This window comes from Alkaliphilus crotonatoxidans, from assembly GCF_054658015.1.
The window spans coordinates 95,909-120,483 of record NZ_BAAHXS010000003.1 but is presented as its reverse complement, the minus strand read 5'-3'; the positions used below and the strand labels follow the sequence as shown (position 1 = coordinate 120,483).

Annotated in this window: 25 protein-coding genes; 4 read left to right on the top strand and 21 right to left on the bottom strand. The window is 36.2% G+C overall.

The features are described from left to right. The first annotated feature begins 265 nt into the window (after nucleotides 1-265). On the top strand, nucleotides 266-1,120 hold the full coding sequence (locus ACYQ1I_RS01560) for a hypothetical protein (protein WP_459761807.1): 855 nt from the start codon (nucleotides 266-268) through the stop codon (nucleotides 1,118-1,120). A gap of 126 nt (nucleotides 1,121-1,246) precedes the next feature. On the opposite strand, the gene ACYQ1I_RS01555 is transcribed toward ACYQ1I_RS01560, so the two are convergent. The 17 genes from ACYQ1I_RS01555 to ACYQ1I_RS01475 all read right to left on the bottom strand — a co-directional run bounded on the left by ACYQ1I_RS01555 (nucleotide 1,247) and on the right by ACYQ1I_RS01475 (nucleotide 19,588). Continuing rightward, a complete protein-coding gene (locus ACYQ1I_RS01555) occupies nucleotides 1,247-2,626 on the bottom strand; it encodes a hypothetical protein (RefSeq protein WP_459761806.1) in 1,380 nt (459 codons plus the stop codon). Between the two features lie 607 nt (nucleotides 2,627-3,233). Then, on the bottom strand, nucleotides 3,234-4,670 hold the full coding sequence (locus tag ACYQ1I_RS01550; protein WP_459761805.1) for a hypothetical protein: 1,437 nt from the start codon (nucleotides 4,668-4,670) through the stop codon (nucleotides 3,234-3,236). 127 nt (nucleotides 4,671-4,797) lie between these two features. Further along, on the bottom strand, nucleotides 4,798-5,505 hold the full coding sequence (locus tag ACYQ1I_RS01545; protein ID WP_459761804.1) for an ABC transporter ATP-binding protein: 708 nt from the start codon (nucleotides 5,503-5,505) through the stop codon (nucleotides 4,798-4,800). A gap of 315 nt (nucleotides 5,506-5,820) precedes the next feature. Beyond that, nucleotides 5,821-6,150, bottom strand: coding sequence for a hypothetical protein (locus tag ACYQ1I_RS01540; protein WP_459761803.1), 330 nt, complete (start codon nucleotides 6,148-6,150; stop codon nucleotides 5,821-5,823). Between the two features lie 42 nt (nucleotides 6,151-6,192). Continuing rightward, nucleotides 6,193-7,485: an ABC transporter permease subunit gene (locus tag ACYQ1I_RS01535; RefSeq protein ID WP_459761802.1), complete on the bottom strand. Its 1,293-nt coding sequence runs from the start codon at nucleotides 7,483-7,485 to the stop codon at nucleotides 6,193-6,195. After that, nucleotides 7,467-7,790 carry a hypothetical protein gene (locus ACYQ1I_RS01530; protein ID WP_459761801.1) on the bottom strand — a complete coding sequence of 108 codons (324 nt, stop codon included), beginning with the start codon at nucleotides 7,788-7,790 and terminating at the stop codon, nucleotides 7,467-7,469. Before ACYQ1I_RS01530 ends, ACYQ1I_RS01535 begins: the two co-directional genes overlap by 19 nt. Before the next feature lie 288 nt (nucleotides 7,791-8,078). Then, nucleotides 8,079-9,203 (bottom strand): sensor histidine kinase, encoded by a 1,125-nt coding sequence (locus ACYQ1I_RS01525; protein ID WP_459761800.1) that lies wholly within the window; start codon nucleotides 9,201-9,203, stop codon nucleotides 8,079-8,081. Beyond that, complete coding sequence (gene vanR / locus ACYQ1I_RS01520; protein WP_459761799.1) at nucleotides 9,193-9,891, bottom strand: VanR-ABDEGLN family response regulator transcription factor; 699 nt, start codon at nucleotides 9,889-9,891, stop codon at nucleotides 9,193-9,195. The genes ACYQ1I_RS01525 and vanR overlap by 11 nt, the downstream gene beginning before the upstream one ends. A 255-nt stretch (nucleotides 9,892-10,146) precedes the next feature. Beyond that, nucleotides 10,147-11,151, bottom strand: coding sequence for a D-alanyl-D-alanine carboxypeptidase family protein (locus ACYQ1I_RS01515; protein ID WP_459761798.1), 1,005 nt, complete (start codon nucleotides 11,149-11,151; stop codon nucleotides 10,147-10,149). Between the two features lie 247 nt (nucleotides 11,152-11,398). Continuing rightward, entirely contained in the window at nucleotides 11,399-12,838 is a 1,440-nt protein-coding gene (locus ACYQ1I_RS01510; protein ID WP_459761797.1) for a sensor histidine kinase, read from the bottom strand. A gap of 21 nt (nucleotides 12,839-12,859) precedes the next feature. Continuing rightward, nucleotides 12,860-13,549 carry a response regulator transcription factor gene (locus ACYQ1I_RS01505; protein WP_459761796.1) on the bottom strand — a complete coding sequence of 230 codons (690 nt, stop codon included), beginning with the start codon at nucleotides 13,547-13,549 and terminating at the stop codon, nucleotides 12,860-12,862. 353 nt (nucleotides 13,550-13,902) lie between these two features. Then, nucleotides 13,903-14,685 (bottom strand): lantibiotic immunity ABC transporter MutG family permease subunit, encoded by a 783-nt coding sequence (locus ACYQ1I_RS01500; protein ID WP_459761795.1) that lies wholly within the window; start codon nucleotides 14,683-14,685, stop codon nucleotides 13,903-13,905. Then, nucleotides 14,685-15,440, bottom strand: coding sequence for a lantibiotic immunity ABC transporter MutE/EpiE family permease subunit (locus ACYQ1I_RS01495; RefSeq protein WP_459761794.1), 756 nt, complete (start codon nucleotides 15,438-15,440; stop codon nucleotides 14,685-14,687). The genes ACYQ1I_RS01500 and ACYQ1I_RS01495 overlap by 1 nt, the downstream gene beginning before the upstream one ends. Next, nucleotides 15,440-16,138 (bottom strand): lantibiotic protection ABC transporter ATP-binding protein, encoded by a 699-nt coding sequence (locus tag ACYQ1I_RS01490; RefSeq protein ID WP_459761793.1) that lies wholly within the window; start codon nucleotides 16,136-16,138, stop codon nucleotides 15,440-15,442. The genes ACYQ1I_RS01495 and ACYQ1I_RS01490 overlap by 1 nt, the downstream gene beginning before the upstream one ends. A gap of 681 nt (nucleotides 16,139-16,819) precedes the next feature. Next, nucleotides 16,820-17,638 (bottom strand): TraX family protein, encoded by an 819-nt coding sequence (locus ACYQ1I_RS01485; protein WP_459761792.1) that lies wholly within the window; start codon nucleotides 17,636-17,638, stop codon nucleotides 16,820-16,822. Next, a complete protein-coding gene (locus ACYQ1I_RS01480; protein WP_459761791.1) occupies nucleotides 17,635-19,227 on the bottom strand; it encodes a M56 family metallopeptidase in 1,593 nt (530 codons plus the stop codon). The genes ACYQ1I_RS01485 and ACYQ1I_RS01480 overlap by 4 nt, the downstream gene beginning before the upstream one ends. Nucleotide 19,228: 1 nt before the next feature. Further along, on the bottom strand, nucleotides 19,229-19,588 hold the full coding sequence (locus ACYQ1I_RS01475; RefSeq protein WP_459761790.1) for a BlaI/MecI/CopY family transcriptional regulator: 360 nt from the start codon (nucleotides 19,586-19,588) through the stop codon (nucleotides 19,229-19,231). 342 nt (nucleotides 19,589-19,930) lie between these two features. Here ACYQ1I_RS01475 and ACYQ1I_RS01470 point away from each other — a divergent pair, with 342 nt between their 5' ends. Further along, nucleotides 19,931-20,482 carry a VanZ family protein gene (locus tag ACYQ1I_RS01470; RefSeq protein WP_459761789.1) on the top strand — a complete coding sequence of 184 codons (552 nt, stop codon included), beginning with the start codon at nucleotides 19,931-19,933 and terminating at the stop codon, nucleotides 20,480-20,482. A 593-nt stretch (nucleotides 20,483-21,075) separates the two neighbouring features. Here the strand turns inward: ACYQ1I_RS01470 and ACYQ1I_RS01465 are convergent. Then, nucleotides 21,076-21,552: a pyridoxamine 5'-phosphate oxidase family protein gene (locus ACYQ1I_RS01465; protein WP_459761788.1), complete on the bottom strand. Its 477-nt coding sequence runs from the start codon at nucleotides 21,550-21,552 to the stop codon at nucleotides 21,076-21,078. A 615-nt stretch (nucleotides 21,553-22,167) separates the two neighbouring features. Here ACYQ1I_RS01465 and ACYQ1I_RS01460 point away from each other — a divergent pair. Together ACYQ1I_RS01460 and ACYQ1I_RS01455 are read left to right on the top strand one after the other, a co-directional pair. After that, nucleotides 22,168-22,410, top strand: a complete 243-nt coding sequence (locus tag ACYQ1I_RS01460) for a hypothetical protein (protein ID WP_459761787.1) — start codon at nucleotides 22,168-22,170, stop codon at nucleotides 22,408-22,410. 214 nt (nucleotides 22,411-22,624) lie between these two features. Then, nucleotides 22,625-22,759 (top strand): ATP-binding protein, encoded by a 135-nt coding sequence (locus ACYQ1I_RS01455; RefSeq protein WP_459762140.1) that lies wholly within the window; start codon nucleotides 22,625-22,627, stop codon nucleotides 22,757-22,759. A 169-nt stretch (nucleotides 22,760-22,928) separates the two neighbouring features. Here the strand turns inward: ACYQ1I_RS01455 and ACYQ1I_RS01450 are convergent, their stop codons facing one another. The 3 genes from ACYQ1I_RS01450 to ACYQ1I_RS01440 all read right to left on the bottom strand — a co-directional run bounded on the left by ACYQ1I_RS01450 (nucleotide 22,929) and on the right by ACYQ1I_RS01440 (nucleotide 24,573). After that, nucleotides 22,929-23,138 carry a KOW motif-containing protein gene (locus tag ACYQ1I_RS01450; RefSeq protein WP_459761786.1) on the bottom strand — a complete coding sequence of 70 codons (210 nt, stop codon included), beginning with the start codon at nucleotides 23,136-23,138 and terminating at the stop codon, nucleotides 22,929-22,931. Between the two features lie 87 nt (nucleotides 23,139-23,225). Continuing rightward, on the bottom strand, nucleotides 23,226-23,381 hold the full coding sequence (locus tag ACYQ1I_RS01445) for a hypothetical protein (RefSeq protein ID WP_459761785.1): 156 nt from the start codon (nucleotides 23,379-23,381) through the stop codon (nucleotides 23,226-23,228). Between the two features lie 394 nt (nucleotides 23,382-23,775). Continuing rightward, nucleotides 23,776-24,573: a DUF6273 domain-containing protein gene (locus tag ACYQ1I_RS01440; protein WP_459761784.1), complete on the bottom strand. Its 798-nt coding sequence runs from the start codon at nucleotides 24,571-24,573 to the stop codon at nucleotides 23,776-23,778. Nucleotides 24,574-24,575 lie beyond the last annotated feature (2 nt).

The following is a 24,575-nucleotide window of genomic DNA, read 5'->3' as shown; positions in this document are numbered from 1 at the left end:
GAAGGGTTTATAAAGCCAAGAAAACTCATCCCCTTACCTATAAAATTTTCAGCACTGAATTGCTGCGTAATTGCTGGGAATACTCAAATTCTAAAACTTAAATGTCTTTGAATTTTCCTTGACTCCCCAAAATTCATGGGGAATATATATTAAGATTTAAGTAAATAACACCGATATATGTCATAGGTACATTAAATCCGGCTTTAAGCTTTAAAGAAGTATTTTCAATTCGTGGAAAATCAATAGCTGTAGAAAGGAGTATTTTATGGGTTTAAGTATTCATAAGGATTTTTTTTCAAATGTTAACCGTATGTTTGACAATCTTTCTCTTAACAAAGATTATGACAATGAAGCCCAAAGAGAAGAATTCGTCAGCCGGGCAATATCATTAAAAGAGGCAGGCATTGATATTACAGAAACATCAAAAATTACTGCAAGCTTTTTTAGAGAATTTTCCAATGTTTCTAGGACTACGACAATCATTAATCATGAAGAATGGCTAGAAGCTTTGGGAAAAAGGTATGTAGAGATGCGCGATGAGTTGCACGACATGTATATTGATAACGAAAATGAGCTTTATCGTCAATTGGACAGATTAAATGATGCCTTTCAGCAATCTTTAAATGATACATGCCTGATGCCGGCCTATTCTTATAAAACAGTAGAAGCTAAAATTGTTGCATTTACAGAAGATCAAGACTCAGAACGAATCCAATTTGAGGAAGCAGCCGCAAGGGCTTATGCTGAATGTGAGGAATACAACAAAAATGTTCAAAATATTATGGATAATTTTCGTAAAAATATGTTGAGACATGTCGATACCTTCTACGAGAATTTTATACAGGCTATACAAACAAAAGACTTTACTGCGGCTTATCAAGAAAGTATGACACTACTTAAAAACAGCAAAACCACAGCATACAATGAAATATCATATTCGGATATGCTTCGTATTAAGGATGTTATTAATAATGTACCAACTGAATTTGACGAACAAGGATATCCGACAAAAATGCGATATAATACAGCTGATGAGTCATTTAGGGCACTTCTTCAGGAAAATAGTGTGTCATATTCTGTACGAAAAACCATAGCCGATATTTTTAACTTTTATATTTAAAGTAGATAGGAAGTACATCTAAGGCCTGTATCAAACAATACTAATATCTGAAAATATAAAAAAACCCTTGCATTACCTAATACGTATTGTTTGGCAAGCAAGGGCTAAATTTTTTTAATCTAAATATTACTTAACTATATAGCCATAGGGTGCTAAATAATCTATTGTCATATGTGTTCTGCCTAAGAACGTATTATATCTATTGGTAGCATCCTTCCAAATTCCGCTAAACATAAACTGCCATACTCCTATAGGGCTGGCACTTTGGGTAAATGTGTACGAGTATGTATCGGGAGAACCGTTCAAATAGTAAAACGAAAAATGGTCTGGCCATTTGATTTTATAAGACAAATTACTCAAATACAGATTATTTTGGCTTGAAACATATTCTTTGACAGTAACACTACGCAATGCATATAAATTATTTTGTGAAACCGGTGTACTAGCAGATATTGTTGTTGATGAAACTGGAGATTCAAAACTAGCGTACCCGTTGTAAGAAACGGACGAGTTGTGTGCGGAAATATTAGATATAGTTGCCCTTCCAGGAACAGCCTGTCCAGCATAAAAAGCATAATGGTAAGTTGGGTCTAAATTATCAATCTCATCCCATGTACTCGGATAATATGGATTATACGGTGAAAGGATAACGCAATATACTCTTGCCCCAACACTTGTATCAAATCTCACATGATAAACGTCTTTAGATGCACCAAAGCTTGTTGTAGAGGAGGTTGAGAAGTATTGAACATTCCCCCCAGCAGCAGGTGAATAAGACTCACCGTCTGTTCCATATCCGCTATCAAAAACTAGACTATTCGTTGTCATATCAGCAATTCTAACTCTAACTTTCTTGCTTGCCAAAGCCGTTACGGTATCCCAATTTCCAGTCATAACAGTATAGTATGAATGTGAACCATAAACAGCACTGCCAAGATAATCGTTAACATGTCCTTGGTTAGCGTTTGTGCTATAAACAGATTGGTTTTCACTTGCAACAAATGTAGATGCATACAAAGATGGATATCCCATGGGTTGATAATCATCACTCCAAGTGTCTTCGTTGCCTGGTTGATACCGATTCCACACAATATCTATATCATCAGTCGCAGTCATTGTTGATGGTTGAAAGTATGCAGTTCGATAATTCCAATAATAACTGTTGGTAAGAAGTGGCGATATTGGTTTAGTCACCTCAGGCGTTTCTTCCTCAAGAGCATCGGTGCTTTCAGATATTTGAAGCTCATCCACAACAGTTGGTTCCAATATTTTACCTTGGATAGGGTTTAAATTATCAGTAAAGCTTGCCCCATTTTCAAAATGGTTATTGAGATTAATACTCCTCTTTGTTTTTTCAAGTGTATTAAAATTTTCACTGACAGTTGTTTCTTGGATTGTGTCTATGTTGTGTTCCTGTGCAGATATTTCATTAGCAGAAACAGAGAAGCCTGTACAAAAAACCATCGTTAAAATTAACATTACATATAGTGCTTTCTTAAATTTCATAAACATAACCCCTTTCACAAAAATATTACGCTTACACCACTGACACTATCGAGACTTAGAGGCTATAACTAGCTTCATTGTGAAATCATAGCCGCTCAAATAAAATTAATTTTTTTCATTGACATCCCCCCATTTTTATCGTACTTTTCATTGGACTTTGTTTCGATATCTCAAATGGTACATAAATTAATAGATGTACCAACCGAAATATTCTTAGGTCAAAAGTAGCTTAATATTTCCAAAATTCAAAATCCCTTTAAATATTTTTTAATTAAGGTAATTATTGTTATTATTTCTATATTATAACATAAATTTATTAAGAAGAAAACACTCCGTCTTTTTCCTATCATTAAACAAATTATGCTGGCAAGTTAGGTTACCTATCGAATACTAAGTACGGGAGTTCCTCTTTAAAATTTATGTATTGAGATAACATATTTATTTATTCAACCAAATATTATTTCGTTAATGTCATTTTAAAAAAAGGTAAAAAAGTAACAGCACCTTATTTTTAAGGTGCCTTACTTATTTCCATGAATAATCTCTATGCTTTGATATTGTCTTTTTTAAAACTATTTTAATAATATACTATAAATTTTCAATTTAGTTATGTCCTAAATCTAAAGGTTTTTGGTGCCAAATAGTATACCAAAATACATGAAACAATCGAGTATATTATGCAGAATACAATGGTCATTAGCCCAAAAACTAATGTTGGCATTTTTAACTGCATCATAAAGAAACACAACAGATAAGTTATTGAGAGTACAATCTGATAGGTTGCACTTTTCATTTCTGTTTTTACATTATAGGGCTGCAGAAGATAATAGAGCATAAGGTAATGAACCGAGAAAAAAATACTCATACAGACAATAGAAACAAACAATACTCCATAATTTATGGGATTGTCCGCCCCACCCGAAACAAAAAGTAGTAATGCAAGTCCAGCTCCAATAATAGTTGCAGGCAATAGATTCACTTTAATAATCTCACGTAAACGAATCTTAAATAAGGCTAAAACAAATTCAGGCTGTTTATAGAAAGAGTAGGTTAATAGACTGTGATCACAGTTTATGAACAAGGCCTTTGTAAAACCGGTTCCTCGGTTAATACTATACATGATAAACACAAAATAGGGAAGGTAGGTCATCAGTAACTCGTTAATATTTGTTTTAATCTCTGGTACAAAGTTAAACAGTAGTAGCAGCCCAAAAATCAGAAAAACACTCACCATACTGATATTTATAGAAGATCTCCAGAGAATTTTTTGATGACGCTTGACAAACAGCTCGTTGAGATACTCGAATCCCTTCTTTCTACTGGTAATTCCCGTATTTACCGAAATCGCCCTCCGACTCATTTGAGTGGAAGCCTCTCTTATGTTGTTCATTTGATTCATCGAGTCTGTAAGGATTTGCTTATACATCTCTTGATAGCTTTTGAAGCTGAGAATCTTCATTACCGAAACGCCACCGCTTATAATGCACAGTACCATAAAACCTACTGAAGCAGCAAAGGGAAGTACAATACCCAAAGCAGGCAATCCATAGCCTAAAGAAAGGAAGATCAGCATTACACCCCACTTAAACATGCCCATACTATTCTCGTTGGTAATACGTCCAGTCTTTTCATAGGCCTTAAGGAAATACCCAGCCATGGTCAGCTTCAGCCCTGCAACGAAAAAGGGTATGAGTACACACATCCAAAGGGGGATTTGATTAGACAGCCCAAACCCGATGGCAAAGGGAAGAAACCCAATTATAACCTTCAATATCGCATAGCCATAATTGACCAAGGTATATGATCGCGCCTTCATTCTCATCAGGATCATGGCATAATACTTATCTCTGGATGGATTAAACATATGGGTATTAAAAATAGCCCCTAGAATAGATAAAAACACAAGCAGATGGATAAAAACATGATTCTGCGGATGCGTTTTATACAGGGCTGATGCCCCCTGAATCATAATCAGAAAGTACAAAAATTTCCCTAAAAATGTGGAAATGATCTCCCAAAGCACAGAAATTACATTTGCTGTCATTTTTAGTCCTCGTACCTGGTATAGCGTGTCTGGGAGTAATCTCTTTAAAAAAGGAACCTGCTTAATTGAATATAAAATACTGTTCACCCGATATGTGTTTTTTAAGGAAAAAGAGTTTTGTAAGACTTTATTCATCATTTTCCTCCCGAAAGGCTGACATAATTTTTTCTTTAAATTCTCGGCTATCTAAATTAATTTTATCCACAACCTCCAGCTCCCCACCTTGAAGAAGTACAATTTCATCGCATAAATCCAGAGCCAGATCCATAATATGGGTTGAAAAGATAATAATTTTCCCCGCCTTTAAAGAACGTAATAATTGCTTCATCTCCTCTGCAACTACAACATCCAAGGAAGTCAGCGGCTCATCAAGAAGTAAAATATTGGGACTGACAATAATATTAACAAGCATTTGCATCTTATTTTTCATACCATGTGAATAATCCTTTAGAAGCCTGTCTCTATCATCTGGCCTAATGCCCATATAATCAAAATACTCATCAAAGGATTTAGGATTGGGAACCGCCCTTTCGTTGATATCTAAAAAGAACTTTAGAAATTCCCGCCCAGTTAAAAATTCTGGTACCGTGGGGGTAGAAAGCACATAGCCAATATCTTCTGCCGTTACTTCTCGCTCTTCTCCCTCCTCTTCCAAATAAAAGCGTCCACCATCCATTTTAATATCACGATTTAAGCAATTGAAAAGCGTGGTTTTACCTGCACCGTTCCTGCCTAACAGACCGTAAATTTTACCTTCCTCAAATACAAAGTTAATATCCTTTAGAACTTCTTTCTTCTCAAAATGTTTTGATAAATGCTCAATAACAAATTTCATATTTAGACACCTCTTTTCTAATCCTTAAATGAAGTTGCATTTTGATTAAAACCTAATTTTTATATCTTAATTAAACAGCCTATTGCTATTATAATCTTATTCTTTTTCTTCCAACAGGCAATTCTTTGGTCTGGTATAGCCGATAGAAAAAACAAGTATGACCAAAATAATGCTAAAAGTTATAATTGAGATTACTGGTTTAACAAACCATGATAACAAAAAATCCAAATATACCAATTATAAATATCATAACAAGAATTTTTTTTATCCGTCCTATGGCTATTCTAGGATCATATTTTCTCCGTTCCTCCAAATTCATTGCCAATACCATTTTAGCCATTTAGACGATTTTTTGACGTCCACTAATGAAAAAAATAAGTATATTGTAAATGCAGCAGAAGCAATTAAAAGAATACCCCTCTGGAATTTATCCATTAATTTCACCTGCTTTTCTTTAATAGTTTTACTAGATGAAACATTTAAATTACCAAATAACTTTATATTATGGTATTTTAACATACTTTTAGCTCTATTCATACATTTCATGTGAAATTGCATAGAATTCCCATTGCCATTCTCCCTTAAATCTCCCAAAACGGCTTTAATGCAAATTATTTTTTTGATGTTTTTTTGGCCAACAGCCATGATTTTTTATGCCAAAATAAAGTGGGAAGGATGGTTTCATCTTTAGTTTTCTACTTGGTGTTGTTTAAAGCTAAGATATGCCCCTAATACCATTAGTAACGATAGTACACCTGCAACAACCAACGTAGCAGAAGGTAGCATAATTACTTTTTTAAAGAGATAAAATGCTTCAAAGGTTTTAAAATGGTGTACCCCTATTAAGAGATTAGTAGGTAGAAACATCAGGATTGTCTGCACCATCGTACCAGCAAATATATCGAGGGGCACTGTAGGAAACAGCATAACAACCGCACCAGCGATAAGTGATGTAAAAGGTGTTTTACTTCTAGATGAAATGAATAAAATCATTGAGGTTAAAAATAATAGGCCAACAAAGCTGATAGCCGATACTGCTAGATAGCTTGTCAGATAGGTAAATGCGTAAGGACTTGGATTTACCGCCCAATTTTGCAAAAAAGATTTTGAACCTGCTACCCCAAAAAAGGAGAATATAATGACAATATTAATGAATTGTATTAATAACCATGATACAATTGCAAGTAAAAATGCTACGATCATCTTTGCTATAATTAATTTGCTCTTACCATACTTTGCGCTCAGAAGAAGTGAATCTGTTTTTTTCGCATATTCGTTAGAAAACATTGGTGTCAGTACTACAATTAAAAACAAACCAACAGTAAAAGGTAGAACCGTTTGTATAGCATGAAGCCTTGACCACCCCCACCTGTAATCGTAATAGGCTTCATATTCATTACTTAAGTAACCATACATTTCCTCTGCTTTGGAGGCTAAAGCTTCACCTTTTTGACCTTCATAGGTTTCACGATAATATTCAGCTATTTCCTTACCTGCTCGATCAGCCGACATATAAAAGTTCGATGCCACTTCAGGATCTTCTAACCTCTGAAAGGCTCGACTATTCAAAATATCTTGCTTAACAAATCTTCCGATATTTTCAGGAGAATTGATAGTTTCTTTAGAAAGCCCGTGAGCAAGCAATTCCTCTGTTATCCTCTTGCGCTCTTCTTCGTTAACCTGGTTATCAGGATTATTCAATATTCCATTTTTCAAATCTTTGATATGCTGTGTCCATGTATCATCAATCAAACCTGCAAAGCTTGATTGTTCTTGTTGAAGCTCCATTACTTTTTCCTTGTTGTAAGGCATACTATATGTTGGTTCATTTCCGAATGTTCCAAAGAATATCATCAATATATCAATAAAAAGAATTACTATAAAAATTCCTAAAACCACGGGTCTACGAATACTTTTATTTATCTCAAATCTTATTAATTCTTTCAAAGTCATCACCTCCGCTAATTTTCCACTTGCCATTGTTGAAATGTTCGACATGCAATCAGCACCATCGAAATAGATGCTGCTACAGCTACTGTCAATACTACATATTGCATCAAAACTGCATTTCCCAAAATATAATAAGCCTTAAAGAACATGAAATGATTAGCAGCTATTAGTACCTGAGAAGGCATAAAATACAATAACTCACCTATAATTCCTTGGATGCCCCCTATAACTGGAAACAACAGTACCATACCACTTACCAATAATGAAATAAAAGAGGATTTAAAATTCCTAGAAAAAAATATTAATTTCTCTAAAAATGCAAAAACGAAAACCACCAATCAGCTAATAGTTCCCTGTTTGGTGGTCAGTTCAATATTAATATTATGGCAAATAAAACCAGCACATTGGATATTTTCTAGCTTTGATTCTAATATAACTTTCTCTTCACCCTCCATTGCCCCATTAACACTCATAATAATAAACAGCTCATTAAAAGTCTACCTCTATTCCCTTGATGGCATGATATTCTAAAACTGAAATATTTTTAACCCTTCTATAATTAATCATGAATACCAATTGAATAAAGTACATACTATTACTTATGTTTTTAGTCTCTCAAGCTTTTACGATGGAATCTTTACAGTAAATTTGGTATGTTCTAGATTACTTTCTGCTGTTATTGTTCCATTATGGGCAGTAACAATTTCTTTAGCAATAGCCAGACCCAATCCGGCTCCGCCTGTGTTGGTTGAACGAGCAGAATCCAATCGATAAAATTTATCAAAAATAGTATTTAACCTTTGGGAAGGAATCTGATCACCCTGATTGGTAAAAGTAATCATAATATTCTCTCCTTGCTGAGCTGCAGAAATATAAATAATACTGTTTTCATAGCTATAGGTGATTGCGTTTTTTAAGATATTATTAAAAACTCGAGCAAGCTTATCAGCATCTCCCACTAGGATGAGGTCATCAGGCACATCAATGGATACTTGTTTCCCTTGGGGTTCAAGCATAGGGTAAAACTCGTCGGCTAACTGCTGAAGCATAAAAGCCAATTTTATTTTCCCTTTATTCAAAACAATGGACTGCAGATTGAATCTTGTGATCTCAAAAAACTCGTTAATTAATTCCTCCAGTCTAAAGGCTTTCTCTAAAGCGATGCCAACATATTTAGATTTTTGCGCTACTGGCATTTCCGGTGCTTCATCTAAAAGACTCAAATATCCAATGACTGAAGCCAGGGGAGTTTTTAGATCGTGGGCCAAATAAGTGATCAGATCATTTTTCCGTTGCATTTCAGTTTGCACCAATTGCTGATTTTTTTCAGAGACCGCCTTTATCTTTATTAGCTGTGTTTCAATCTCGGAATATTTTTTGGGTAGCATTAGGTCAACATTATTTGAATTCATAAATGAACTTATTGATTCAGAAATAAAAGCAATATCTTTATTACTTCTATACCGCTCATACAGATATGCCGCAATACTTGCGCACAGTCCTAAAATTACTATAAAAGTAAAAAATACTTTAATAAGAAATTGCTTTAATTGAGCCCAATTTTCAAATATAACGCCCAAATTTCCACGTATTGGAAAATCAGTATAAATGTTAAATCGATTATAGAACCATCCTTTAATGAATCCGTGTAATTCCTGATCTACCAGGCGAATAGTCCCAGTATAGATTAAAATAAATGCTATAATAATAAGCCCAGCTTTTAAAATATTTTTTTCGCTATTTTTCAATTTTGTAGCCAACCCCCCATACCGTTTTAATGTATTTGGGATGCTCCGCAGAATCATGCATTTTTTCCCTCAGGTGCCGAATGTGTACCATCACCGTATTATTATTGTTACTGAAATATTTGTCTCCCCATACCTCTCGGAAAATATCCTCGGAACTGACTACACGCCCCCGGTTGGAAGCCAATAGCCACAGGATAGAAAATTCCGTAGGTGTTAAAGCAACATTTTTTTCGTTCAACATACATTCATGTGTATCCTTGTTTAATACTAATCCGGAAAATTCAATCACCTTTTCTTCATGTAATGATTTTCCAGCATTATATTTGGTAAACCTGCGTATCTGGGCTTTGACACGAGCAACAAGTTCCAAGGGCTGAAAGGGTTTTGTCATGTAATCGTCTGCCCCCAATGTTAATCCGTTAATTTTATCGATTTCTTCTCCCTTTGCAGTGAGCATAATGACTGGGAAATTGTAGGCTTCTCTGATTTTTTGACAAAGAGTAAAGCCATCAATATCAGGCAGCATGACATCAAGTATTGCAATATTCAGCTCTTCTGACCTAATGCACGCCAAGGCGTCCTGACCGTTATAGAACTTATATACTTTAAAGCCTTCATTTTCTAAATACACTTCGATCAGATCTGCTATAGCCTGTTCATCGTCTACAACTAAAACATGGGTACCCATAGGTCTCATCATCCTCTTCATAATTATAAAAGTATTCATTACCATTATACTGTTAATTTAACCCTTTCTAAATAAAATTAAGGGTAATTTTTATACTTTTTTCCGCCAGATTGGCTTATTATTATAAATTAAATTCAAAGTTATCCGCTTTACCTAATTAAATCCTTATTTCACATTTAGAGAATAATTCATTTTTATCTATCGTTACAGTCCTGCACAATTCTTTAAATTCTTCTAATAGCTGACGAACTTCCCTTATCTTTTTAGATAGTTTGTATACACCGTGAATGCATCTATGATGTGATACTGTTCTGTATAAGGATTACCTTCTGCACCTGCAGTCACTAAGATATATTCAGTTCCATTTTTCTCAGCTAAGCTAGCCAAACACAATCCAGCTTCACCGGTATATCCGGTTTTACCACCGATAATCCTTCCACCATCGAATTCATAGGTATCTATCCTCTTCGACAAAGTGCTGTAAAAGGTGATTCCACCAGAGTGTAGATTTGTGCTGGCAGTAGAATGACGTTCGGAGGTGAAAATCTGACGAAAGGTTTCATTCTTCAGTGAATACTCAAGCAATGTAGCAATATCCTTTACTGTAGTATAGTGATTCTCGTTGTGAAGCCCTGTTACATTGGTAAAATGGGTATCCTCCATCCCCAGCTCCTTTGCTTTCTTGTTCATCAGTTTTACAAATTCTTTTTCTGATCCGGAGATACCAATAGCTAGCCCTATGGAAGCATCTGCACCGGAAGGCAGCATCGTTCCATATAGCAGATCAATTGCTGAGACTTCTTCACCAGGTAAAAACCCAGCCATCGAAGCATTAGCCGCATATAGGTCGGGAAAGATTTTCTTTGGAAGGATCATCGTCTCTTTTAAATCAGAAATATTTTCAATTGCTACTATTGTAGTCATGATTTTTGTAAGAGAAGCTGGATAGATTCTTTCCTCACTTCTAATGTTACTGACTACCTTCTGGTCCTTTAAACGTACCAGCATTAAATAGGGGCTATACAGCTCCGACCCTGATAAACTCTCATTTACTTTTTCTTGTTTATCTCGAGGCAAGGTGTTTTGCTGCTCTAAATCTGATGACGGAATTCTAATGTCCTCAAATGATTTACCTATAATAAATGGCACATATTTACTGACACCTTTATATACTCCTGTTATCAAGAACATTATAATAACAATTGAAATACATAGTCTAAAGTACTTATTTTTTTTGTTTTTTCTTCTGTTTCGACGCATAAAAACAACTCCTTTCATGATCTATTTAACCATAGAAGAAGGAGTTGTGTTTTAATTTCCGCTTAGTAAAATCTTAAGATTTCCTTATGACAAGCAGTCATTAATGTAAAATGTATATTGTTTATGTCGTCAAACAACGATTTTTCATTGTCAAAATAACTTAATTTTAATTGCTCCGTATATCATAAACAAAAAAATGATAGAAAATAAATGAAGTGATAGCCTATACAAAGTATACATTTCATGTCTATTTATCATCTCTAAATACCTTATGGTGAAATAGCACACAAGCTCCACCATATTCTGTGTTGCATATTCTTATAGAGCCTCCCAGCTGTTCAACCAATTGTTTAACAATATAAAGTCCTAAACCAGAATGTCCGTCTTTGCTTGGACGGGCTACATCTCCTCTATAGAACTTGTCAAAAGCTCTTTCCATATCTTTAGCGCTAAAACCGCTACCAGAATCACATATCTCATAAGATATGCGTTCTTTTTCAGCCTTTACAGATATATTGATTTCACCTCCTGCGGGGGTATATTGCAAGCTATTAGATACAATGTTATCAAGAATTCGCTCCAATTTTTCCGTATCAATCAAAAATGGATTTCGCATATCACCTTGCATTTTCAACATAATTTCTATTCCCTTTTGTTTGGCTTGCAATTCATAATGATGTATCTTTTGCTCCAAAAAATCAGATAGATTTATCGCAACAAGCTGTAATTGTACGTATGATTTCTCTAAATCAGATGTGTATTGCATTTGCTGGACAAGTGCAGCGCTTTTTTCGGAATTTCCTTTTATAACAGATAGATATCTATGAAGCTTTTCATTGTCACTAATATCAGATTCTAATAATGCTTCGGAGTATCCTCTTATAATAGAGAGCGGTGTTTTTAAATCATGTGCTAATGATTCAACCATTTCCATTCTCTCTTGTTCCATCTTCCATTGTGTAGATAAAGATTTCTTTAGCCCCTCTTTCATCTCTGAAAAAGCTTCGCAAAGTTTACCAAGTTCATTTTCTGAATGATAGTTGATTTCAAAATCAAGATCTTTTTCCTTTATTTTCCTAGATGCATCCATCAATATTTGTAATGGATGATTTATATTTTTTACAAAAACTTTCGAAAACAGCCAAGTAAATACAACTATATAAAGAAATGGAGACAATAACGCTATAATAAGAATCGCAATTACTAATCTACCACTATTTTCAACATACGAAAGTTTTAATTTATAGGAAAGAGTAACAGCTCCTGCAATTTCTCCACTGTCATTAATAATAGGTACGACATGGATAAAATTATCTTGATGCCTGAAAGTAGTATTAAGTTGGTTATAAAGTTGCCTTTTTGTTTCAAATAGATTTTCCTGATTGGTACCGTATAATATATTACCTTCTCCATCATAGACTTGATAAGCTATGCCATCTCCACTGATTACATTTTGCAGCCCTTTTTCTCCTAATTGTGATAGTAGGGCTGTATTTTCTTTACGAATATATTGATCAATTCCAGGTATTTGTTGTTCATAATAGTTTGCAGGGTAGATACTCTTATGTTGAACTTGAAAATATAAAGCGACAGCAAAAATATAGGTAATAACTGTCGCTATGATGCTGGCAATCACAATCCATGTAAAAGTGAGCCTAAATTGGGTTACAAGCGGTCTGCTTTTCATATTGTGTTTTTCACCCCTTTCTTAAACCCTATTCCACTTATACCCAATTCCCCAAACTGTGGAAATATATTCATCGGTTGTACTGGCGGTAAGTTTTGCCCGGATTTTTTTAATATGTTCCACGACTGTTGCAGAATCACCCTCGGAATCATATCCCCAAATTTTTTCATAGATATGTTCTCGGGAGAATACTTGCCCGGCATGGAGCGCTAACAGTTCAACAATATCATATTCACGCTTTGTCAACATAATATTTTCTCCATTAATTTTTACAGTGCGTTCTTTTATATTTAGACTAAGCTCTCCAAAATATAGTACTGCACGCTTATTTTCTTCATTAATATATTGAGACCGCTTTTCCCTCCGTAAATTTGCATCAATTCTCGCCATCAGTTCCTTTAGCCCAAAAGGCTTTACGATGTAATCATCCCCTCCTAAAGTCAACCCTTTGATTTTGTCGGTTTCTGATTGTTTTGCACTCAGAAAGATGATGGGACACAATACATCATCTCGAATATTACGGCAAACCTCAAAGCCATCAATTCCAGGCATCATAATGTCTAATATTATAAGGTCAGGCTGCTTCTTAGCCAATTCTATACCTTTCGGACCGTCGTATGCTACTAATACTTCATGTCCCTTCGCTTTTAGTTCGTCCTCTAGTAGCATTACAAGTTCCTGTTCGTCATCAATTATCAGTATTTTGCTCAATGTATCACCTCCAGTCTGGTTTAGCTTTATGGAGAAAAGACAATTTTAGTCTGCCCAATTTAGTATCTATTGATTTTCTCACCTGTCAAGTCTGTAAGCTTATAAATAGTGTATCTAAAACATCTGACTTCACGCTTCAATTTCAGCGATTACCTGCTTCCTTTTACCGTTGTGATAATAAATATAATCTACCTTTGATAATCTCCCCAAGGTATATTATCAAATTTCAAAGGTTCTTTTGTCATAAGTGTTTCATCTGATTTTAGCACAAATCATCAGGTAAGCGGGTACATCCACTTAATATGGTAATAAAATAATCATAATATTAAATATATTTTTGTAAATTCTTAATCTTAAGCCTTTCTTCCTTCCCATTTATTAAACCAGGTGATTCCGCCAGCCAATGTAACCGCAAAACATATTCCTACTGCTACCAGACCTATCACTAACTGATTTATAACAAAACCTGATGAAATGCTCTCCGGAGGTATTTGCATATCAGATGTAAATTGTAAATAAGGATTTAGAAGTCTCGTTAGTCGTACCGGCCATGCCCATGGTATAAACTGCCATACTTTATCTCCGAGGCTGGTAGAACCCATTAACGCAGCATTTAACAGACCGGCTATGCTAATACCAATAGATGCTCCCATTCCCCATGTAAAACTAGCCCACAGCTGTAATGTCAATATCGGAATAGTTCCTATAATACAAAGTATAGCTGCCGCTATAAAGATAGGCCAAGCTATAGGAACATTTAGAATTAACTGCAAACCAATACCAAGTACAATCAATGCAATTAATGTACTTATTGTTGCAGATAGAATTAATATGACAAGTTTCCCCATATACAAACGGCTCCGAGGTATTTTGCTACTTAAAAATCCATTGAAACTACCGGCAAGTTCTTCTTGATATACAATAAATCCTGAAACAATACCAGCACCTAATGGAATAATAAATGAAGTCCATGCCTCAAAAAACACTTGAAAAGCGAGTATTTGTGTATTTTGATCAATACCTCTTAAAGTGATATATCCTATAATCAGAGCTCCATAAATTATAGGTATCAAAAAAGTTAGCCATCTTATAGGAGTTCTCTTTGTTTTCAGCCATTCTGATAATAATATATTCATCATCTTACCTCCCTCTTACTAAACCATACTGCTGTTAATATCGTCACAACAACAAACACTATTAACGATATTCCTATCCCGGCTGGTATAACAGAAGGATCCCGAAGTGGATCAGCAGCTTCCAATAAAACACCATTTGGGTGTACACCAATAATAGGAGACATCAATCTTGTAACCCAACTCCACGGAAAGTATATCCAGTAAGATTTTGCTGCAGCAAAAACTCCTACTAACATCCCTGCAAAACCAACTGCCATACTAAAAAACATCCCTTTCCAAGTGGCAGCCCATAGCTGAATTGGAATAAGTGCCAATGAAACAATCCATGAAACTATGCTCGCAGTAAAGATTTCTATCCATGGAACTGCTCCTTTTGCAGTAATAAGCCCAGCTATGACAACTGAAATTATGAGCACAAGGCTTGAAAGAAAAGTATGAATTGCCATACCTGCAACTTTACTAATCCATATAGAAATGGGTGATATATTGTGAGCAAGTAAGGTGCGATAATTTCCTGCCTTTTTCTCTTGGGAATCAATTAGGGCTGCAAATAAAGCTATACCAAGAGGTAGAAAAATAACTGGCCACCAATTAAATACTAAATTTGTAATGAGCTCCCATGGTCTTAAATAATTGGGAGGCATTAACAATTTTTGTGGTACTGCTTGTAGTACAAAAAAAAGTGGAGCTAGTAATATAATTTTTTTGGTAATTGTTCTTTTATATTTAATAAGTTCAGATTGTATTTTTCTCATTATTTATCCCTACCTTTAATAGCATTCATAAAGATTTCTTCAAGATTATCTTCAGGATTTACTTTTCCTTGGTACCGTAAACTACCATCACTTATAATGCCTATGGTATCTACCACCTGAGCGACCTCAGATAAAATATGACTTGAAAGAATTACTGTAATACCCTTTTTAGGGAATGAAGCAAATAATTCGCGTAATTCCTGAATACCTACAGGATCAAGTCCATTAGTAGGTTCATCTAAAATCAATAATTCAGGATCCCCCAAGAGCGCAATAGCAATCCCTAATCTTTGTTTCATTCCCAAAGAAAATTGTGATGCTCGTTTTTTTCCGGTATTTGTTAAATCTACAGTTTCAAGAACATCATAAATTTTTTCTTTAGGTATACCCATGAGTTTTGTATAAACCATAAGATTTTCGACTGCTGTTAGATTTCCATATAGTGAGGGGGCTTCAATAAGGGAACCAATTTTCGCAAGGTGCTGACGTTCCCATTCTTCGCCATCAAAAATAATTTTGCCTTTTGTAGGTCGCAAAAGTCCTATGATCATTTTGAGCGTTGTTGTTTTTCCAGCGCCATTAGGTCCAAGAAGTCCATAAATACTGTTTCGTTTTATTTGTATCGAAACCTCATTTACTGCTAATTGTTTCCCAAATTGTTTCGATAAATTGTTTGTTTCAAGAATTAAATCATTCATTTATAATCTTCCTTTCTATTGAGTTGTTTTCCTTACAATACAAAGATTAATAGATAAAAATAAAGATTCTATAATATTTTTAAAAATTTATACAACAGATAGATAAAAAACAGATAGATCGTTTTTAAAAGAGTGACTATTTATGAAGTCTTTAACACATATGACATCAAAAATCTAATGGAATATTTTCGGATAGATAGAAGATAAATCTTATCAGGTAATGGCATAGCCCAGATTTAACTGACACCAGGTATAGCTATAGCTCGGGTTCGTCTAAAGCCAATGTATGAGCCATAGGGGGATTCGCTAAGAAGCTACTAATTACAGTCATTAAACCTTCTCTTTCAAGTTTTGAATTCTAATTTTGAGGTACAAAAAAGACGCTCATTTTAATGAACGTCCTTCAACAAATATTTAGTTACTTTAATCAATTCTAAATACAAGCAGAACAATGGCATTTTCTCACATTACTTCATTATCAAGGAATACCTGGCATGATTTATCCTGTTTTCTGGTTCATCATGCTGTCAATAAGAAAGATATTCTTCGCAGTAGGTGTATTTAAAAGCAAAGTATATCATGCTAATATTCTTTACTGATGTTGAAATAGGAAGTGTTTCTGAATTTTGTATAATCCTGTACACTTTTTATTATTTTCTGCTCTAATAATCACCATTTTTATCATACAAAGGGAGTTCTTAAATATCCAATCACAGCTAAAATAAGAAAATGCATCGGATAGAATATGTACATAAACCGCTGAAATCCCTTGCCGGTGGTTCCTTTTTCGCCGGTATAAAAGCCAACCGTCAGAATGCCGAGATAGGGTCCGAGCAAATTCAGAATACAGGTTCTTAACATTTTCAAATCTTCCAGCGTATAGGCAATCAGCCTGTAACGGGCAAGAATAAGCACTGGAATAAAAATTAGTGCCTTTTGCCATGTCGGTCGGTTTCTCACCGCATAGAACATGAAGATAATAAAGATGTAACCCTCACTGCCTTCAAACCGAAGAAGCCGAGCTAGAGCACCTGCCATCACGATAACACCGATTCCAAGCAGCTTGTATCCCTTTCCCGAACATTTTTCATAACCCCAAAGAGTCAACAGACCCAATCCCAAAGTGAAGAGGATATTCAGAGGAACTTCCCTCCAATCTCCGGCGATACCATACATCCGATTTTCCGCCAGTTCAAACAAAATATAAGGGCCTTGAGCGAGAATCGCTGTGGAAAAAATGCGCAAAATATACTTTTTGATGCTTCGGGTGTGCAAAAAGCCCTCAACAATGCAGAACATAAAAACAGGGGCCGCCACTCGACCTAAATAGAATAGCAGATGAGGAGCCCATGACATTGTCCAATTACTTAAATTCTTCTGTCCAATAGAAGCAAGCCAATCTGCCATAGGGGCAATTGTATTTTCCACCGGAAAAATCCGTATAAAATGGTCGAAGAACATAGAGACAAGGGCGAGAGTTTTAAGTTGTTTGCTGTTCATCGGAAAGATCCTGTCATTTCATCCTCGACAGCCGTAACCTGCTCAACTAAAGAGTTGTTGTCCTGTGTAGTTGCCGTACCGTAGGAAATGTCCGTATCATAGCGATGGCTTCGCTGTATTTCCTTGGTGCGGCGGTCAAATTCACTGTCTCCTTCTCTCAAAACCGTTACGGAAGTGATTTGGCCTAAGCGATTCCGGTGTACGGAAATATCCACCGTACCTTCCTCCCGTGTCTGTATCGAACCAAGCATTTCATCGGTATAGGTTCGTACCGCTTCACCCTTATAAAGATAATAGCCGTCCGTCCCTTTGATAATACCTTGGTTTGCATACTCCTGCGCAACCGTCTCCTCGTCTAGACAAAGATCAACGATTACTCGAAATGCACCTTTTTCAACTTTGAATTCTTTTGCCAGTGCAGCCTTCACCTGATTTGCAATAACATCTGGATCATTAGAATTATCAGCCTCCAACACATCAAAAATTACGTTATCGGCACGCTGATTTGCATTTTCACCCAACGCAATATCTCTTGCAAGCCCCGCCTTGATACCCCATCGGGAGGATGTACTGCTGCAATAGCTACTCAAATAAGCCGAGAAGGGAGCCTGTCCTCCGGTTGCAAACGCAAAGGTGCTAACCAGCACAAATAATACGGAAACCACCAAAATCGTGGCTGTTGCCTTCTTATAGCTCATAATATTTTTAATGCGATGCTCTACTTCTGTTTTGGAAAAGGCACTGTACAGCAGCGTGCGTCTACCATTAATCGCCATAGAAAGAAGGCTTGTGGCATAGCTTTTCCGTTCTTCCACACCGGTCATTCTAAGCACAGCAGCGTCACAGGCTACCTCCAAATCTGAAGACAAGCATTTTGACATGAGCCATACTAACGGGTTATACCAGTGCAGACACAAAGCAAGCAGCATGACTGCTTTCAGCCAGTTATCCCTACGTTTGATGTGCATGGTTTCATGGGCAAGAATATGCCGCAATAACTGAATCTGCCGGAAATCCATGCCCCCAGGCAGATATATACGGGGATTCAAAACACCACAAACCAGAGGCGAAGCGATTTCGTCATTGGTGAACACAAGGATATGCCCCATGCCCATGTCCCGAAGAATTGTGATGATAGTTTGGTTATGCTCCACCAGCAGGCTGTTTTTCAACTTCCTTGAATATCGGATCTTTTGAGACAGCAAAACTCCCATTGTGGTGATAACCCCTAAGGCAAAAACAGCTGTCAGTACAAGCTGCCAGTTTAGCGGCAAACCGCCGGTGCTCTCCGTAAAGCTATAGAGCACCGCTTCCGAGGCGGTTGTGGCTGTCTCTTCCGAAAGGTCGGTCACATAAACGGTCGGGCTGTTTGAAAGCTGCATCTGCCACTCCGGCACAGGCGCGCTGATAGGACTGGACAAGGAAAAAGGCACCAGCAGTCGAATAAGTACCAAGCCCCACAGTAGAGGGAAAACAAACTTGGGCAAGTAATCTCTCAAAAATCTCCTAAGTAACAATACTATGACAATGATTACGCTTCCGTACAGGGCCATCAGGTACAGCGGCATATCCATCCTGAAATGCAGCATGTTATTTCGCCTCCTCAATCAGTTTGGCAAGGCGTTTTGCTTCTTCTTCTGAAATGCCTTGATTTTTAAGAAAGGCCGAAAAGAACAGTTCACTAGAGCCGCCGAACATTTTATCGATGAGTTGCTCCGTTTCACTCTGCTGTACTTCGTCTCTGGTAACCAGAGGCTTGCACATAAAACCGGGCTCCTCCCGTTCGATAGCACCTTTTTCAATACATTTTTTGATAACTGTGTAGGTGGTGTTCTTGTTCCAGCCTACACGCTCTGTTAATACTTCTACGATGCTGCGGGCAGGAATATTACCTTGTTCCCATAAAACCTCCATGACCTTAAGCTCAGAGTCAAAAAGCTTGACATTCATAAAATCATCCTCCTTTTGATTGTTTAGACTATTGGAATAGTCTAAACACACAATTAGACTATCACGATAGTCTTTGCTTGTCAAGAGGTGCTTAAATTTTTTTTCGAAAGGTTTAAAATAGCGCTTTACATGTCCAAAGGAATTCTTTGTTTATTGCGGTTTATGCGAAAAGGTTCTTCGGCCCCAAAAACCCCCTACCCTATGGAATATAATGACCCTTAAAGTCAGTTTTTGTGCCTTGACTTTGAGGGTCATTATAAAATACCATTAAGTAGAAAATAAAGAAATGTTCACACGCTGAAAATAGAGTCGGATTCTTTATCGAAGGAGGACAATATTAAGATGTCACTGCAAAAAAAATATTTGTTAGCAGCTTTCTGTGCTTATATATCTATACTGATATATTTCCTGTTTTTCGGCTTTGGCCGTCCGCAGTTTAATGGAATTCTTGCGTATAGATATGCCTTAATACCTGCTCGGATTCCCTTGTGGTTGCCCAAACATCTCTCAATAGATATATTAAAACTATGGATTTTTGCTCTTGGCAATCTTTTAGCCTTTGTTCCATTTGGTATATTTGTACCAATGTTATTTAAAAATCATTTTAGGACATACATTAAGTTTATTGGGGTATTTCTGCTCTTTATTCTAAGCATGGAAATTATTCAAATGCTAACTTATTTAGGAAGTTTTGATATAGAGGATGTCATTGTCCACACGATGGGTGCAACAATTGGCTTCTGTTCATATAAAGCAAGCCAACGTATGCATGATTTAACATGGAAATTTGCTGTCATGGGGCTATCCATTTTGAGCCTCTCTTTGCTGGCTTTCCTAATAGCGTGGATATATAATAATACAATCACACCATACCTTGATTTCATCTATAACTAATGATTAGCTAATATTCTGTTAGTATAATATAGATAATCATGGGAAGTATCAATCAAACTTTTCGAGGTGGATTATAAAGATTGATTAAAAAATATATTGTCGTATAAAATTTAAGATTCACATTTTAAAAAGTAAAGCGGCCTATATTGTTCTAGGTACAAATTTAGATGGATATTATAGATGGGTATAAGGATATTTTTTGTTATATATTTTCCATTGTTTCTTGCCGTCTAACCGGCGTTATAATCTACTGTAAGATTTTCAATAATATCTTTACAACCACCATAAGTTTAGCAGAACATTTGATATTACAGGATAATTTAAATTATTATATTATAAAATCAAACAACTCCTCACCGGCTTATGGTATAACTGAGTTAGTAAACTACAATTTAACCATTCACCTCAAAAGGAGTTGATTTTTTTAGATAATATGAAAAATTTAAGTCTATTTCTTCAACAAAGTATGCGCCAGCAATAATCGCCGAATGGCATTCTCAGCCGATAATAAATTCTTTTCTCCTCTCTATATCTTTTCGATATAGCTTCTCGTATAATAAGTTAATGGATTAATAAATCAAGCAGTAAGCCCTTCATTTTGCCACTTTATTAATAAAATCGATTTCATACTTATGTTCACCGTATTTTTTTTCATTGTCAAAAATAGTACCTTCTGTGAGGCTGATACGCAGAACGATTGAGTTCGGATCGTCCTCACCGCCTTCCTCATCGAACCAGTCGAAGATTTTTTTGAATTCCGCTCTGATTTTCGCATTCTTCTCGTCCTTGACCCAACCAAGATTTTCAGCTAAGCCCCGGAAAGTGTACCAATCCATTCCGCAGACAGAAACTTCGTTGTTTTTCTCAATTTGCAAGGTTTTAGTTTTTCTTGCGTCCGTTGAAACATAAAATGCACCGTCTTCATAATAAGCACAAACCATGCGGACAGCAGGACGGGGATTACCGGCAGCATTCGGAGATAATGATATTGTAGCAAGGGCAATAATTACTTCTTTACCATTTCCGCAGCGCTCTTCCATTAGTTTGATTGCATCGTCGTATTTGCTCATTTTTTAATTCCTCCAATAATATTAATTTTTCCTTTATAGTAAATCAAGATGTAAATTCTACATCTTTCCATTCCAGGCAAAATGGCAAAAACCAAGTGTGTCTTCATGCTTGTCCCACACTCGTTTCCGGCGATGATCAGAGGAGAAGTATCAATTCTTATTTTTTTGATATTTAAGGCTATTTTAACATAATATTACAATATTATCAACAGTGGCAAGGTTCAGTATCTGAGTTGAGTTAGTATAGTTTATATTCTTGCCTTAACATTTCTATTAATTGCAATACCAGTTCTCTTTGTTGATTTAAAAGATCCCTTGCTTCAAATTTAATGGTTGTCCTTCTCTTGCTATATGCTACAGTTTGAATCAAACAACTTATTAATTAACAGTAAGTTTCTCAAATTCATTTGGAGATAGATATCCGATGCTGCTAGAATTCTCTTGTTGTTGTAATAAGACTCAATTACTGCATTATCATATGGCTTACCCTTTGCACTATAGGATTCTTTGACTTCTTCTTAACTTTCCATTGTAAAATCGATGATAAAATACCAATAAACAACGGTTGAAAATTCACTCTGAAAAACGGTACACTCTTTCCAAAGGGGGAGAGTTATGGTACAGATAGAGGAGATGTTTATGATTAAAGAATTGAGAAGTAAAGGAATGTATATTAAAGATATTGCAAAGCTTACAGGAAGAGATTCTAAAACTATTAGGAAATATATCAACACCCAAGAACATAAATACAAAGAAAAACCTAAGAAGGAATCAACGTTTGATCCATATAAAAACTATATCCTCAGCAGGATGCAGGAGGGCTGTGTCAATGCAGTGGTTATTTTCGAAGAAATTTAAGAGATGGATTATACAGGGGAACCACTATCCTTCGGGACTTTATGAAGCCCATCGGGAAAAATCCTCGGCGAAAGCCAGTAGCAGGTATGAAACCCTCCGGGGAAACAGGCCCAGATGGATTGGGGAGAATTTACCCTGGAGGATGAAAAAATTGATACCCTCATCGGGTGCCATGTGCGAGCCATCAAAACCAACATGAAATTGGCAAAGCTGCATAGAAGATTTTGAATTTGATTTTCAGCCAAGCGTAAATGAGAAACGAGTAAAGGAGTTAATGACCTTGGCCTTTGTCAATCTAAGGAAGAATGTGATCTTACTAGGGCCTCCCGGCGTAGGGAAAACCTATTAGCCGTAGGCTTGGCAGTCCATGCCATCAAGAACAGACACACAGCCTACTTTCTCAGTACCCATGAGCTGATTGGAATGATCAAGAACAACATTAGGAGTGGAAAAATCAGGGTTGACACTACACGCTTTCCATGTAAACCTAATAAGTACAACAATTTTAGTTTAACTCTTTATATTTTAACTTTTTGGATTACATCAATACCTAGATCAATTAATAGAGTATTATAATTTATGGTAAATTCTACTTTTGCCCTGCCTTTACGCTTATCTAATTTTTTAATAATCCCTTCCTTGCCAAGTAAAGGGCCTTCCATAATCCTTATTCTATCGTCTATAATTAAGGCTTGTGATATATTTATTAGGCCTTCATGATCAACCATATTTAATATCTGCCTGATTTCATTAACACGGACACTTCCTTTCAAGTATCAATATTATATCCTACTTTTCGTGTCCATGCTTTTATACTAACACCACTGTTTTAGCTCTCCGTATTTTCTAGTCCCGATAAAATCATATTGATGACTTAGGTTTAAAGCATGAAAATTAAATTCATTTTCTTCACACCATTTCTTTGCTGACAAGCCGCTTAAGCGGTATGCTTTAATACGCTCTATCCACATTAATCTAGTATTCTTCTTTACTCATGATTATCATCCTCCTTTTAGGAGCATCATCTCATGTCTATGCTCAATTAGAATGTGGGTTGTAGTTGACACTTACCGACTTCCTTCAGATTCCACCTCACGATGGATACCCTTGCCCTTGGCTAGTGGTTGGTGCTATCACCCCCCCACAGCGGACTTTCACGGCCAAGGTAACGTGCATATCGCGCGAACAAACGAAATGCCCTCTGTCTATATGACATGGGCATTTGATTATTTATATAATATGAAAACCTCACAAAGAAATAATAAAATAGTTGTACTCGACCTAATGGTGATTATAATGCAATCTCTCACTTAAGCTGATTCTCAATCAAATTGTAGTTGTCTGTATAATTTAAGTCAATTTTCATCAAAGCGATTCCAGCTTTATCCACAGAGCGGGACGAACTCCGCCGCTATTATCACCTGTTGAAGGGTGAATCGTGTTGCTATTGTAGCGGAAGGTGCCGTTTCCCTGAATGCCTATATTGCCGTCGCCGTGGATATATACGGCTCTTCTATTGTCACGCCCGGGCGACCGAAGCCACCACCACCATACATACCCGTCGAATGTCGATCTTCGCTTGTTGTTGTTTTTGTCTGTCCTTTGAAACCAGTATCGTTGTTTGGCACTACGGTTTTCAAGATTTTTACTACTGTCACCGAAATATTTGCACACTACTTCTTCAATGCTTAGAAGAAATATGTAATCCCGAGTATCTTCTCCGCCTCTTGAACTGTACCACTGATTGTCGTGGTTTTTGTTCAATACAGGAATGATTCTTGATTGTTCGGCCGCGGTGAATTTGTTATAAAACTCACCGTTAAGATATTTTCTTAGCGAGCAGTCAGCCCATGTCACATCACCAGCGCAATTATTATAGGGGTGTTGTTCGATCATATATTCAGTTATAATCAAGGCCGCATTGCCTTGTATATCAAGAATGCGCCAATGATAACTGCCAAATGGTATTACCCCGCCAATATTAAATTCTTCCATTTTCCTTTCCTCCATAAAATTAATTTTGGAGACAGTCAGTGAATCCACAATTTCTAATAAGCCTTCATCATCCGTTAGTGCGAATATCGCGCTTCCAAGGTTTAGATGTTCGATAAAGGCTTTAACAACACTGCGAATCGTTGAGAGAGCAGTTATTTCGTGCCTCAATG